The organism is Amycolatopsis sp. TNS106, assembly GCF_019330265.1.
Taxonomy (GTDB): Bacteria; Actinomycetota; Actinomycetes; order Mycobacteriales; family Pseudonocardiaceae; genus Amycolatopsis; species Amycolatopsis lurida.
Window position 1 is genome coordinate 5457790 of record NZ_CP024972.1, and the last position, 13006, is coordinate 5470795.

Here is a 13006-nt window from a genome sequence, read left to right on the forward strand (position 1 = left end):
AATGCCGAAGCTGCTGATCGTCCACCACACGCCGTCGCCCTCGACGCAGGCGATGTTCGAGGCCGTGCTTTCCGGCGCGAACCATCCGGACATCGAGGGCGTCGACGTCGTGCGCCGTGCGGCGCTGGGCGCGACCGTGCCCGACGTCCTGGACGCCGACGGTTACCTGCTCGGCACCCCGGCGAATCTGGGGTACATGTCCGGCGCGCTGAAACATTTCTTCGACACCGTCTACTACCCGTGCCTGGATTCCACGCGGGGACGGCCGTTCGGGTTCTTCGTGCACGGCAACAACGACACCTCCGGCACCGTGCGCGGGATCGAGAGCATCACCACCGGACTCGGCTGGGAGAGCGCGGCTTCGCCGGTGCTCGTCACCGGAGAACCGGGCAAAGCGGATTTGGAAGCCTGTTTCGAACTGGGCGGCACCCTGGCCGCCACCCTGATGCCCTGACCCACACCGCAATTCGTCATCTAGTTGCGACAGCGATCGACGCGAGTAGATGACGAATTGCGGCGGAAAAGTAAGGGGCCTGTCACCGGAAGCCCTGGGGGTCGACCTCCGGCAACAGGCCGAGACCAAGGGTTCGCCGTGACGGCGATCAACCTTGGCTGCCTCAGCGTACTACATCCGGCACGATCTTGTGCACCCACCGGAAAAACGGCTCTCACTCCGGCGTCCGTACACCCCCAGGGCACGGATTCCGGAGTGAGAGACCGGACACGGCACGAAACCGCTTGACAACTGTAAACCACTGCATACATACGCTGTCAACAGCTGCGGACAGGCTGTATCGCGTTACACTCCCACTACGGAACGGGACCAGGGAACGGATGGGGGGTCATGTCTCCGTATCAGACCTTCGCGCAGAAACTGAGCGCGCTGATCGATTCGGCGCGCGCGGACGAAGGCGCCCCGCACAGCTATCGCGAGCTGTCCGCGGCGATCGACCGCGCCGGCGGGCCCACCATGTCGCCCGCGTACCTCCAGCAGCTCGCCACGGGCAAACGCGTCAACCCGAAGATCCACTACGTCGAGGCGCTGGCGAAGCTGTTCGGAGTCCCGGTCACGTACTTCTTCGAAGACCAGGAACCGCAGCCCGCCGGAGAGGCGAAGCTCATGGCCATGCGCGCGCAGGAGCTGTCCCCCCAAGGCCGTCGCCAGGTCATGGACCTGCTGGAGCTCGTCGAGCGCTACGAACGGGCCGAACGCGACCAGCCGGACGAAAGCCGATGAAGGAACGGGAGCTCCGCAAACGCTGCCGCAAGATGCTGAACAAGCTCGACATCGAGCCACCGCTGGACGTCGGCGTGCTCTGCGAGCGGCTCGGCGAACAGCGTGGCAGGCCGATCCGGCTGATGCCGTACCCGCTGGAGGTCCCCGGTCCGTTCGGCTGCTGGATCGCCACCGGTTCGGCGGACTACATCTTCTTCCAGCAGGAGACCACGAAGTCCCACCAGGACCACATCATCCTGCACGAACTCGGGCATATGCTCGCCGATCACCATCCCGGCGGCGACGCCGAACCCGCCGACTTCCTGCGCGGCCCGGCCACCGGCCTGGACAGCGACGCGGTGCACCGCGCCTTACGCCGCACCTCCTACGATGAGGCGCACGAATGGGAAGCCGAGACCGTGGCGACCATCATCCTCGAATGGGCGTCGGTCTTGAACTACACGATTCCCCGTCGCGCCGACGACGATGACGTCCGCCGCGTCCAAGGCGCGCTGGGCGACCATCAAGGGTGGCTGTGAACTCGCTGTTCTCCCCTCTCAACGTCGTGGCGATGGTGCTGTTCGCCACCGCGCTCGCCTGGCGGATCTACCAGACGTACCGGGCGCCCCGGCTGCTGCCGAACTGGGCGATCACCATCACGATCGTCTGCGTCGCCGGCTCCTTCCTCGCCCAGCAGAAGGTCATCTCCGGCTGGCTCGACGGGCTGACGGGCAAGGGCACCGGCCGCCTGGTCAACAACATCATGCTCGCCATCGGGGTGTGCGCGCTGTTGATCGTGTTCCTCGGCTCCGCGCTGGGGCCGCGCAGGCCGAAGCGCGTCCTGTTCGAGCTCGTCCCGCTCTCCGGCGCGATCGCGCTGATGCTGGTCGCCATGGCCCTCACCCCGCCGGAGGTGCGCGGGCTCGCGCTGAGCCCGAAGCTCGTGCACGTGCCCGGGGTGGCGCTGTTCTACCTGGGGGCCGGGATCTACCTGATCTACGGCCTCGCCGCGTGCGCCTGGTGGATCTTCCGCTACATCCGCACCGCGGACCGCCATCTGAAGACCGGGCTGAAACTCAGCGCCGCCGGGCTGATCTGCCTGTCCGTCGGCAGTGTGTTCCGCGCGCTCTACATCGTGATCGCGTGGGCGTTCGGGCCCTCGGTCCCGCTTCTGCTCACCGTCGCCGTCCCGTTGGTACTGCTCGGGATCGTGCTCTTCCTCGCCGGGATCACCTATCCCGGCGCCCGTGCGCGGTTCGCCGCGCTGCGCCGCCGTCGCCAGCATCGGCGCCACCACGACGAGCTCACCCCGTTGTGGACCGCGCTGGCCGGGATCTACCCGAACATCGTGCTCCGGACCACGCCACAGGGCAGGTGGGAGCGGTGGCGGCCGCGCACGGTCCACCGCCGATACTACCGCCGCGTGATCGAGATCCGGGACGGGCTCGTGCAGCTGAGCCCCTATCTGGAAACCGATCTCACCGCGCTCGCCGCCGACGATCCGCGGGCGGCGGCGGAAGCGCTGAAGACGGCGATCGCCAGGCAGACCGCCGGTGAGGAGACCGACGGGCGGGCGAAACTCGTGCTCCCGGGCGGCGCCTCCGACATCGAATCCGACGTGCGGCCGCTGCTCGCCCTGTCCGCCGCCGTCTCCAGGAGCAAGGCATGACCGCACAACTTCTGCTGACGGCCGGGCGCGTCCTGCCACGGCCGAGCACACCGGTCGAAGACGGCGCCGTGCTCGTCGAGCGCGGCCGGATCCTCGCGGCGGGCCCTCGCGCCGAGGTCGTGGCCCAGGCGTCGCCGGACGCCGAACGGCTCGACTTCCCCGGAGCGACACTGCTGCCCGGCCTGTTCAACGCCCACGTGCACCTGGCTTTCGACGCCACCCGCGAGATGCTGCCGAACTTCCTGGCGAGCGGTGACGAAGCGCTGCGCGCGGGCGCCAAGAACCGGCTGGGACAGCTGCTGCGCAGCGGCGTCACGACGGTGCGCGACCTCGGCGATCGTGACGCGCTGGGCGCGCGGGTCCGAGCGGAACTCGAAACCGAAGGCACCGCCGCGCCGCGCCTGCTGACCGCGGGATCGCCCTTGACCGTCCTCAAAGGACACTGCCACTTCTTCGGCGGCGAGGTCGCGGACGACGCCGCGATCCGGGCCCTGATCGACGCCAACGCGGCCGCGGGCGCGGACGTGATCAAGGTGATGGCCAGCGGCGGCCAGATCACCGAGGGCGGCGCGGACATGTGGGAATCCCAGTTCGACGTCCGGGCGCTGCGCCTGATCGTCGAACACGCGGCACGCCACGGGCTCCCGGTCGCGGCGCACGCCCACGGCTCCGACGCGATCGAAGCGTCGGTCGAGGCCGGGGTCCGCACGATCGAGCATTGCACCTGGATGACCGGGCCCCAGCGCCAGGACAGGCGCGAAGGCGTCGCCAAGCGCATGGCGGCCGAGGGCATCGCGGCGTGTTCGACCAGCAGCCGCAACTGGCGGATGCTGGCCGAGCGCATGGGCGAGGAGCTCGCGAAAACCGTGTACGGACGGCTGTCCTGGCTGGAGGAGCTGGGTGTCCCGCTGCTGGCGGGGACGGACGCCGGGCTGCCCGGTTCGGTTTTCGACGATCCCGTCGGCGCCCTCGAACTCTACGAATGGCTCGGCTTCGGCAGGCGCCGGATCCTCGAAATCGCGACCGAGGACTCCGCCGCCGGGCTCGGCCTCGGCGACGTCACCGGGCGGCTGACAGCCGGCCTGAGCGCCGACGTCCTGGTCGTCGACGGCGATCCGCTCGCCGATCTTTCCGCGCTCCGGAGCGTCCGCCTCGTCCTTGCGCGGGGCGCCCGGGCCTGACTCCCGAAAGCGGGACGCCCACTTTGGTGACACCGTTTTAAAACGGTGTTATCGTTGGCTTCCCCTGCGGCGAAAGGAACCCACCATGGAAGGCCCGATCAGGCTCTTCACCGTCATCGCGCTCGTCTCCCTGCCAACGGTGATGTACGGCGGCTACGCGCTGATGGGTGTCCTGCGCGACAGGAAACTGACCGAACACCAGCGCGGGATGTTCCGCGCCGGCCACGCGCACGCCGGTGTCCTGCTGGTTCTCGCGCTGGTCGCGCTGCAGATCCTCGGGCAGACCGGGCTCCCGGCCGCCACGCTGTGGATCGTCTGCTTCCTGCTGCTGTTCGGCGTGCTCGCCCAGTCCGGCGGTTTCTTCCTGCACCTGGCACCGGGCAAGGGCAAGCTCGGCGGGCGGGTCACCAGCGCCGGGGCGGTACTGCTCGGAGCGGCGATCCTGACCACCGCGTACGGCGTCGCGTTCGCTGGTTAAGCTTGTTGACGTGCCTGAATACCTGCCGACAGCCCCCGCCAAGGGGACCCGCGACTTCCTGCCCGCCGAGATGTCCGTCCGGACGCAGGTGTTCGGCCATCTCTACGACGTGCTCGAACTGCGGGGTTTCCTCCGCTACGACGGGCCAATCCTCGAACCCGCCGAAATCTACGAGCGGAAGTCCGGGCAGGAGATCGCGGACCAGCAGCTGTACACGTTGACCACCAAGGGCGGCGAGCGGCTGGCGCTGCGCCCGGAGATGACGCCGTCGGTCGCCAGGATGATCGCGGGCAACGCCAAGTCGCTGCAGTTCCCGGTGCGCTGGTACAGCCACCCGAACTGCCACCGCTACGAGCGGCCGCAGCGTGGCCGGGTCCGCGAGCACTGGCAGATCAACGCGGACATCTTCGGTTCGGACAGCGCGAACTGCGAGATCGAGATCTTCGAGCTCGTCCACGACATGATGAGCGCGCTCGGCGCGACCCCGGACATGTTCCAGGTGCGGGCCAACGACCGGAACCTGCTCTCGTCGGCGCTCACCGACATCGTCGGCGTGACCGCGGAGCAGCTGCCGCAGGTGTTCACCCTGGTGGACCGCTGGGAGAAGTCGGACCGGACGAAGCTGAGCGACACCGCGGCCGAGATCGGCCTGACCGACAAGCAGTTCGAGAAGCTGACCGAGATCCTGACGTCCGGCGCGGCCTTGCTCGACGAGCTGCCGGACCAGGTCAAGGAGAACTCGAACCTGGTCAAGGTGCTGAACAGCGGCGCCGCGGACCTGGTCACGTTCGATCCGATGATCGTGCGCGGGCTCGCGTACTACACGTCGACCGTGTTCGAGGTCTTCGACACCTCTCCGGAGAACCGTCGCGCCCTCTTCGGCGGCGGCCGGTACAGCGACCTGGCGTCGTTGTTCACGTCGCAGCAGATCCCCGGGATCGGCTTCGGCATGGGTGACGTCACGCTCATCGACTTCCTCGACACGCACGGCCTCACCCCGAAGCCGCGCAGCGAGACCGATGTCGTGGTGATCCCGGTGGTCGAAGAGCTCACCGACGCCGCGCGCGAGGTCGCCGCACGGCTCCGGAAGGCCGGGCTGCGCACGTCCACGCCCGTCGAGCTTCGCAAGCTGGGCAAGGAGCTCACCCGGGCCGACAAGGCCGGGGCGCGGGCCGTGGTGATCGTCGGCCAGGAGGACTGGGACGCCGGGAACGTGACCGTGCGGGGGCTCGCGACCCGCGATCAGCGGACCGTGGCCGTCGACGGCGTGGTCGACGCGGTCAATTCCCTGCTCTGACAACGAATCGCGGCCAGCGGGCGCAACGCGAGGCGTCAAGGCTTCCGGTGAACGCGCCCGCGGGTTGATCGGGGTCGTGAGTGGTGAAGACGGTTGGAACGATCTTTGCCACTCACGACCCCGCGCACAGCCCCGATCAGCCCGGCAGGCCGACCATCCGTACCGGCCACGCCACACTCAGCGGGACAGCAAGCGCATGGCCGCTTCGGGGTAGCGCTCCCCCGCGACCGCGTCGGCGGGCACCGCCTCTTCGATCGCCGCCACGTCTTCGGCGGTCAGCTTCAGGCCGACGGACGCCACGTTCTCCTCGAGGTACTTGCGCCGCTTGGTGCCCGGGATCGGCACGACGTCGTCACCCTGTGCCTGCACCCAGGCCAGCGCCAGCTGACCCGCCGTGACACCCTTCCGCTCGGCCAGCGCGCGCAGTGCCTCGACGATCGCCAGGTTCCGCTCCAGATTCCCGTCGGCGAACCGCGGCTGGGTCGTCTGCCGGAAGTCACCCTCCGCGAAGTCCTCTTTGGACTTGAAACGGCCGGTGAGGAAACCGCGGCCCAGCGGGGAATACGGCACCAGCCCGATGCCGAGCTCACGGCAGACCGGGACGACCTCGTTCTCGATGTCGCGCGACCACAGCGACCATTCCGTCTGCACCGCCGTCACCGGATGCACGGCGTGCGCCCGCCGGATCGTCTCCGGGCCTGCCTCGGACAGCCCGATATGCCGGATCTTCCCCTGCTCGACCAGCGAGGACAGCGCGCCCGCGGTCTCCTCGATCGGCACGTTCGGATCGACGCGGTGCTGGTAGTAGAGGTCGATGTGGTCGACGTTCAACCGCCGAAGCGAAGCCTCGACCTGTTGGCGCACATAGAATTCGTCACCCCGGATCCCGCGCTTCGAGGGATCCGCCTCGTCGCGCACGATGCCGAACTTGGTCGCCAGCACCACCTGGTCGCGTTTGCCCGCCAGCGCGCGGCCGACCAGCTCCTCGTTGCGGCCGAAGCCGTACATGTCGGCGGTGTCGATCAGGGTGACGCCCAGTTCGATCGCGCGGTGGATCGTCGCGATCGATTCGGTGTCGTCACCTTGGCCGTAGAACTCGCTCATGCCCATGCAGCCGAGCCCCTGCGCGCCGACTTCCAGCGTGCCGAGCCTGCGGGTGGGCAAGGTGGAACCCGTCATGTTCTCTCTCGCAATTCTCTGGGGTTACTTACCGGCCGCGCGGGCGAGCCGCTCCGGGTAACGCTCACCGGCGAACGCCTCGGCGGGCGCGGCCTTTTCGATGGCCTCGATGTCCACTTCGGACAGTTTCAGATCCGCGGCGGCGGCGTTCTCTTCGAGGTACTTGCGGCGCTTGGTGCCCGGAATCGGCACGACGTCGTCGCCCTGCGCCTGCACCCAGGCCAGCGCCAGCTGCCCGGCGGTGACGCCCTTCTGCTCGGCCAGCGCGCGCAACGCGTCGACGATCGCCATGTTGCGCTCGAAGTTGCCTTCGGCGAACCGGGGCAGCCCGCGGCGCAGGTCGTCCGACGGCAGGTCCTTCACCGACGTCACGCCGCCGGTGAGGAAACCGCGGCCGAGCGGCGAAAACGGCACGATGCCGATGCCCAGCTCACGAACGGTCGTGAGGATCTCGCCTTCGATGCCCCGGGTCCACAGGGACCACTCGCTCTGCAGCGCGGTCACCGGGTGGACGGCGTGGGCGCGACGGATCGTCTCAGCACTGGCCTCGGAGATCCCGGCGTAGCGGATCTTGCCCTCCTGGACCAGCTCCGCGAGCGCGGCCCACGTCTCCTCGACGGGCGTGTTCGGGTCGACGCGGTGCTGGTAGTAGAGGTCGATGTGGTCGACGTTCAGCCGGCGAAGGGACTCTTCGCAGCTCTGCTTGACGTACGCCGCGTCGCCGCGGGCGGACATCCCGCCGTCCTCGTCCCAGACGATGCCGAACTTGGTCGCCAGCACGACCTGGTCCCGCTTGCCCGCGATCGCGCGGCCGACCAGCTCTTCGTTCGCTCCGGCGCCGTAGACGTTCGCGGTGTCGAGCAGGGTCACGCCCAGCTCGAGGGCACGGTGGACGGTGGCGATCGACTCCGTGTCGTCGTCGCGGACGCCGTAGGCCTGGCTCATCCCCATGCAGCCGAGCCCCTGCGCCCCGACCTCCAGCCCGCCGAGCCTCCTGGTGCTGATCACGCTGAAATTCCCTCCACGGTGGCTGCGGTGCCGAGCACCTTGCGTTCCACCTGGTCGTAGTGGTCGATCTTGTAGTCGAGGATGTCGAGGCAGGTCTGCAACTCGGCGATCCGGTCGGCGACCGATTTGCGCTGGTCGACCAGAATCGCCTTGCGCCGCCCCGCGCTCGCCGCGCCGTGGTGGCGCAGGGAGGCGTACTCACGCATCCGTTTGATGGGCATGCCGGTCAGGCGGAGCTTGGTCAGGAACCCCAGCCACCCGAGGTCGTCATCGGTGTAGGCGCGGCGCCCGGCGGCGTCCCGAGCCGGGGGCTCGACGAGTTTGATGCGCTCGTAGTACCGGAGAGTGTCGATGGACAGTCCGCTACGTCGCGCGGCTTCCGCTATCGAGTAGCTCATGCGAACGACACTACGACCTGGAGTGCGCTCCAGGTCAACTCCGAATCCGAGCGATTGATAACAGCGTTGCGCTACGCTCCGTACATGCCCCGCCCCAGGACGCACGACGAGAACCTCCGGCTGAAACTGCTGGACCGCGCCGGTGAACTCATCTCGGCCGACGGCCCCAAGGCGCTGAGCCTCCGCAAACTGGCCGCCGACGTCGGCACGTCCACCACCGCGGTCTATTCGCTCTTCGGTGGGAAAACGGACCTCGTCAGCGCCCTGTTCACCGAAGGGTTCCGCCGCTTCGGGCGCCGGATGTCCAGGGTCACGCTGAGCGGTGACCCGGTCGAGGATCTGGTGCGGCTCGGCGTCGCGTACCGGGAAAGCGCGCTGGCCGACCCGCATCTCTACGCGATCATGTTCACGAAGTCGGTGCCGGGTTTCGAACCGGCGGAGGAGACGTCCGAGCAGGCCCGCGCCACGATGGCACCGCTGGAGGGGACGATCCGCAAGGCCGTCGCCGACGGCGTCTTCCTCGACGTGCCGCCCGAGGTCGTCACGGTGGCCTGCTGGGGATTCGTGCACGGGCTCGTGTCGCTGGAGCTGAACGGGAACCTGCCGGAGCAGTACACCGTGAGCACGGCTTACGAGACCGCGCTGCGGGTGAACGCGGCGGGCTGGCTGCGTCGCGTTTAGCCCGCTGAACGCGATCCGAGCCGGGCAGCCGGTCCGTGAAGGCCTCCTTGAGGGACTCTGGGTCTCTCAAGGAGGCCTTCACGGACTTTCGCGTTCAGCGATCTTGGCGGTCAGTAGAGCGGCAGGGTGCCCTCGTGGAGCGTCTTCCCTTCGGCATCGAGGACGACGACGCCCACCTGCGAGTTCGGATCCATCGCCCCCGTGCAGTCCGGTCGCCAGACCGCGAAAGTCCCGTCGGTGACCGTCGCGTCGACCTTCTTGCCCGCCCCGAAATCGAGCTTCACCGTGGTCGCGGTCCGCGGCACGATCCCGATGAACGGATTCTTAGCGCTGCCGGCCCCGCCCTGCTCGGAGCCGCCGAGCGTTTCCGTCGAAAGTTTGCGCACCGGCCGCTGCTCGGTGCTCGAATCGGGGAAGAGGCGGTAGTACTCGCTCGTTCCGTCGTGATATCCGCGCCCGCCCTGGCAGACGACGAACCTGTCGCCGAGCCGGGCGACGACCACCTTGACGTCATCGCCTTCGAGCAGCGTCCCCATCTCGTACACGTCCACGTCGGGCAGCGGCTCGGTCGCCCCCTCCACGCAGGTCTGGAAGAACTTCCCCGCCGGTGTGTCCCGGTCCGGCACCACGGGCGGGACGCGATCGATCTCCGTCACCGCCGGTTCGGGCGCGGGCCGAAGGGCGTGCGGCGCGACGGTGACTCCGTCGCCCGGCTGCCCGGTGTACGGCCCGACCGAGTACGTGGTCCGCGACGGTTTGGACTGCGAAAGCAGCACGAACAGGTTCCCGTTCCGGAAGATCGGCACCTCGGACGAGGCCGTCGAATCGGCGGTCCGGCTGAAGACCTCCATCTTTTCCCAGCCCGGGTCGGCCACCCCGGCGACCGTTCCGGCGCGGCTCGTCAGCAGCGCCGCGGCCTTGGTCCCCGTCGCGTAGGACGGGGCGGTGTCGGGATCGGACACCGTCGCCGTGATCGACGTCGTTTCACAGAAGAAGGTCTTGCCGCCCGCGCGCACCGCGACGACCGTCACGGACGTCCAGGACGGCGCGACGGTGAATTGCGGCACCCATTCGTCACGGGCGGGGAAGCTCGCGGCCCTGCCCCGGGTCTGGAGCGCCGCCCAGCACCGGTCCATGGCGGGCACGGCCTTCGGCAGGTCGAGAGCGAAGTCAGGGTCGCTCGCGACGGCAGGGCCCTGCCGGTCCGGCTCCCGGATGAGCACGGTCGTGACCAGAGCGCCCGCGAGGACCAGCACGACGGCGGCCGCGGCGGCGGCGATCGGCCATCGCCGCCGTTCGGGTTTTCCCATCCCCTCCCGCAGGGACATCCGCAGGTTGTCCAGGACTTCCGGAGGGAGTTCACGCCTGCCTGGCAGGCCGAGGTCGTCGGTCATTTCTCCTCCAGGGCGGCCCGCAGCTGCGCACGGGCCCGCGAGATGTGGGCACGGACGGTCACCTCGGCGACGCCGAGCAGTTCGGCGGCGTCGCCGGAGGAGAGGTCGCCGAGCAGGCAGAGTTCGACGGCTTGCCGCTGCGACTTCGGCAGCTTCGCGACCAACGCGAGCACCTGCCGGAGGCGGTCCTCGCCGTCGAGCTGGTCGACGACGGTGTCGGCGTGATCCGACACCGACCGCGGTTCCGGCAGCCGCCGGACGAGCCGGAGCCGCCGCCCGGTGCTGCGGTGTTCGCTGCGCGCGAGGTTTCCCGCGACGGTGTACAGCCAGGGCAGCGCGCTGTCGCGGACGAGCGTGATGTCCGCCCGGCGCCGCCAGGCGGTGAGAAAAGTCGACGATGTCAGGTCTTCGGCCGACGCCCACGACCCCGTCAGCCGGTAGGCGTGGTTCCACACCGACTGGGCGTGGCGCTCGAACAGCTCGGTGAACGCCGGATGATCACCGCCCGCGGCCGCCCGCCAAAGCTCCGTGTCGCTCCTGTCGGGAGGAGGTTCGCACGAGTCCACCGGCACCCCCACCGTTCCGGTCACTGTTCTGGTCACATCCGTCAGTGACCGGCAACGGCGGAGTTGTTGCGAACCGGCCGGATCGCGTTCAGCGGGCTAAACGCGATCCGGCGGTGTCAGACGGCCCCGTACTGCCGGTCCCCCGCGTCCCCGAGGCCGGGCACGATGAAGCCGGAGTCGTTCAGCCGCTCGTCGATGCTCGCGGTCACCACCCGCAGCGGCAGCCCGGTCTTCTCCAGATGCTCGATGCCCTCGGGAGCCGCCAGCGCGCAGATCGCGGTGACGTCGGTGGCGCCCCGGTCGGTGAGCAAGCGGATCGTGTACTCCATCGATCCGCCGGTCGCCAGCATCGGGTCGAGCACCATCACCGGCCGGTCGGCGAGCGATTCGGGCAGCGACTCGAGATACGGCGTCGGCTTGAGCGTCTCCTCGTCGCGCGCGAGGCCGACGAAACCCATCTGGGCGTCCGGGATCAGCTTGTGCGCCTGGTCCGCCATCCCGAGCCCGGCCCGCAACACCGGCACGAGCAGCGGCGGGCTCGCCAGCGCGTAGCCGTCGGTGCGCGCCACCGGCGTGTGGATCCGCTCGATCCGCACGGGCATGTCGCGCGTGGCTTCGTAGACCAGCATGACGGTCAGTTCGTGCAGCGCCGCACGGAAGGCGGCGCTGTCGGTGCGCGCGTCGCGCATGGTGGAGAGCCTGGCCTTGGCCAGCGGGTGATCAACGACGTGCACATCCATGCCGGTCAATTTAGCCCGTCACGCCTGCCGCGCGAACCAGCCGACCCACCGGCGCTGCCAGGGTGTCTCCACCGAACGCTTGTCGTGGTTGGCCCGCGCCCACGCCACCGCCTCGTCGGCGCTCAGCCCGGAAAGGGTGGCGAGACAGGACAGTACCGTGCCGGTCCGACCCACTCCGCCGTAACAGGCGACCTCGACGCCTTCACCCGCCGCCGCCCGGGTGTGCAGGTCGACGATCCGGCGCCGCGCGTCCGCCCAGTCCGTCGGCAGGAGGAAGTCGGGCCAGCGGATCCACGCCCGTTCCCAGTCCATTTTGTGATCGTGCTTCCGGCGCAGTTTCGCGCCGCCCAAATACAGTCCGAAATCCGGCACGGGCCCTTCCGGCCAGGGGCGGCCCAGGCCCCGTCCGCGCACTTTGATCCCGTCCGGCAGCTCGACGGCGCCGGGTAGTGAGTTCCCCATCACCGGAGGATGCCACTGTCGACCAGAAGATGGACGCTTGGCCTTCTCCTCGGCGCTAGGCTCCTCCAGGTGAGTGAAGAGCCGGCCCTGCCGGGCCCCGAACAGATGCGCATCTCCGACGCCGACCGCGAGCAGGTCGCGCAGGTGCTGCACGCGGCGATGTCCGAAGGACGCATCACCATCAACGAGCTGGAGGAACGGCTCACCGTCGTCTACGCGGCCAAGACCGTCGGCGACCTCAAGCCGGTCACCGCGGATCTGCCCCAGCAGTCCCGGTCGGCGATCGAGCCTGCGACGTCGCGTGCGCTCGGCCTGCCCGACGACCGCATCGGCGGGCATCCCGGTTCCGGCGCCTCGATCGCCGTCATGTCGGGCGCGTCGCGCAAGGGCAGCTGGGTGGTCCCGCCGCAGCACAACAGTTTCGCGTTCTGGGGCGGCGCCGAGCTCGATCTGCGGCACGCGCGGTTCGCCGAGAAGCACTCGACGATCACCGCGGTCGCGATCATGGGCGGGATCGACATCATCGTGCCCGACGACATCAACGTGGACGTCACCGGAATCGGCTTCATGGGCGCCTTCGAACTGGAGGATCGCGCCGGGACGCCCCCGGCGCCGCCGACCGCGCCGACGGTGAAGATCACCGGCCTTGCGTTCTGGGGTGGCGTCGTCGTGAAGCGGAAATCGCGTAAAAAGGACGTACCCGAACTGGAAGCCTGACCTGAACTGGGGGGGTTCAC

The 13006-nt window shown here is 69.0% G+C and carries 16 protein-coding genes; 9 read left to right on the forward strand and 7 right to left on the reverse strand.

From position 1 onward, the window contains the following. Position 1: 1 nt before the first annotated feature. The 7 genes from CVV72_RS24515 to hisS all read left to right on the forward strand — a co-directional run bounded on the left by CVV72_RS24515 (position 2) and on the right by hisS (position 5841). Positions 2-454 carry a flavodoxin family protein gene (locus CVV72_RS24515; protein WP_219145985.1) on the forward strand — a complete coding sequence of 151 codons (453 nt, stop codon included), beginning with the start codon at positions 2-4 and terminating at the stop codon, positions 452-454. 390 nt (positions 455-844) lie between these two features. Next, on the forward strand, positions 845-1237 hold the full coding sequence (locus CVV72_RS24520; RefSeq protein ID WP_219145986.1) for a helix-turn-helix domain-containing protein: 393 nt from the start codon (positions 845-847) through the stop codon (positions 1235-1237). Beyond that, positions 1234-1755, forward strand: a complete 522-nt coding sequence (locus CVV72_RS24525; protein ID WP_034304696.1) for a hypothetical protein — start codon at positions 1234-1236, stop codon at positions 1753-1755. The genes CVV72_RS24520 and CVV72_RS24525 overlap by 4 nt, the downstream gene beginning before the upstream one ends. Further along, on the forward strand, positions 1752-2885 hold the full coding sequence (locus tag CVV72_RS24530; protein ID WP_219154096.1) for an MAB_1171c family putative transporter: 1134 nt from the start codon (positions 1752-1754) through the stop codon (positions 2883-2885). Before CVV72_RS24525 ends, CVV72_RS24530 begins: the two co-directional genes overlap by 4 nt. After that, positions 2882-4066, forward strand: a complete 1185-nt coding sequence (locus CVV72_RS24535) for an amidohydrolase family protein (RefSeq protein ID WP_219145987.1) — start codon at positions 2882-2884, stop codon at positions 4064-4066. Before CVV72_RS24530 ends, CVV72_RS24535 begins: the two co-directional genes overlap by 4 nt. Before the next feature lie 85 nt (positions 4067-4151). Further along, positions 4152-4544, forward strand: a complete 393-nt coding sequence (locus CVV72_RS24540) for a hypothetical protein (protein WP_219145988.1) — start codon at positions 4152-4154, stop codon at positions 4542-4544. Positions 4545-4554: 10 nt separating this feature from the next. Next, the gene (gene hisS, locus CVV72_RS24545) at positions 4555-5841 is read left to right on the forward strand and encodes a histidine--tRNA ligase (RefSeq protein WP_219145989.1); all 1287 of its coding nucleotides are present in this window, start codon (positions 4555-4557) and stop codon (positions 5839-5841) included. Positions 5842-6018: 177 nt separating this feature from the next. On the opposite strand, the gene CVV72_RS24550 is transcribed toward hisS, so the two are convergent. The 3 genes from CVV72_RS24550 to CVV72_RS24560 are packed head-to-tail and all read right to left on the reverse strand — an operon-like array spanning position 6019 to position 8426. Further along, positions 6019-7020: an aldo/keto reductase gene (locus CVV72_RS24550; protein WP_219145990.1), complete on the reverse strand. Its 1002-nt coding sequence runs from the start codon at positions 7018-7020 to the stop codon at positions 6019-6021. Between the two features lie 24 nt (positions 7021-7044). Continuing rightward, positions 7045-8028 carry an aldo/keto reductase gene (locus CVV72_RS24555; RefSeq protein WP_219145991.1) on the reverse strand — a complete coding sequence of 328 codons (984 nt, stop codon included), beginning with the start codon at positions 8026-8028 and terminating at the stop codon, positions 7045-7047. Next, complete coding sequence (locus tag CVV72_RS24560; protein ID WP_219145992.1) at positions 8025-8426, reverse strand: MerR family transcriptional regulator; 402 nt, start codon at positions 8424-8426, stop codon at positions 8025-8027. Before CVV72_RS24560 ends, CVV72_RS24555 begins: the two co-directional genes overlap by 4 nt. 84 nt (positions 8427-8510) lie before the next feature. Between CVV72_RS24560 and CVV72_RS24565 the strand changes: the two genes are divergently transcribed. Further along, entirely contained in the window at positions 8511-9107 is a 597-nt protein-coding gene (locus tag CVV72_RS24565) for a TetR/AcrR family transcriptional regulator (protein WP_219145993.1), read from the forward strand. Between the two features lie 110 nt (positions 9108-9217). Here CVV72_RS24565 and CVV72_RS24570 read toward each other — a convergent pair whose 3' ends face one another. The 4 genes from CVV72_RS24570 to CVV72_RS24585 all read right to left on the reverse strand — a co-directional run bounded on the left by CVV72_RS24570 (position 9218) and on the right by CVV72_RS24585 (position 12269). Next, positions 9218-10501, reverse strand: coding sequence for a hypothetical protein (locus CVV72_RS24570; protein ID WP_219145994.1), 1284 nt, complete (start codon positions 10499-10501; stop codon positions 9218-9220). Continuing rightward, entirely contained in the window at positions 10498-11091 is a 594-nt protein-coding gene (locus tag CVV72_RS24575) for an RNA polymerase sigma factor (protein ID WP_219154097.1), read from the reverse strand. Before CVV72_RS24575 ends, CVV72_RS24570 begins: the two co-directional genes overlap by 4 nt. Positions 11092-11183: 92 nt before the next feature. Then, a complete protein-coding gene (gene upp, locus CVV72_RS24580) occupies positions 11184-11807 on the reverse strand; it encodes a uracil phosphoribosyltransferase (RefSeq protein WP_037332384.1) in 624 nt (207 codons plus the stop codon). 18 nt (positions 11808-11825) lie between these two features. After that, complete coding sequence (locus CVV72_RS24585) at positions 11826-12269, reverse strand: protein-tyrosine phosphatase family protein (RefSeq protein WP_219145995.1); 444 nt, start codon at positions 12267-12269, stop codon at positions 11826-11828. A gap of 105 nt (positions 12270-12374) precedes the next feature. Between CVV72_RS24585 and CVV72_RS24590 the strand changes: the two genes are divergently transcribed. Continuing rightward, positions 12375-12986 (forward strand): DUF1707 domain-containing protein, encoded by a 612-nt coding sequence (locus tag CVV72_RS24590; RefSeq protein WP_219154098.1) that lies wholly within the window; start codon positions 12375-12377, stop codon positions 12984-12986. Positions 12987-13006: the final 20 nt, after the last annotated feature.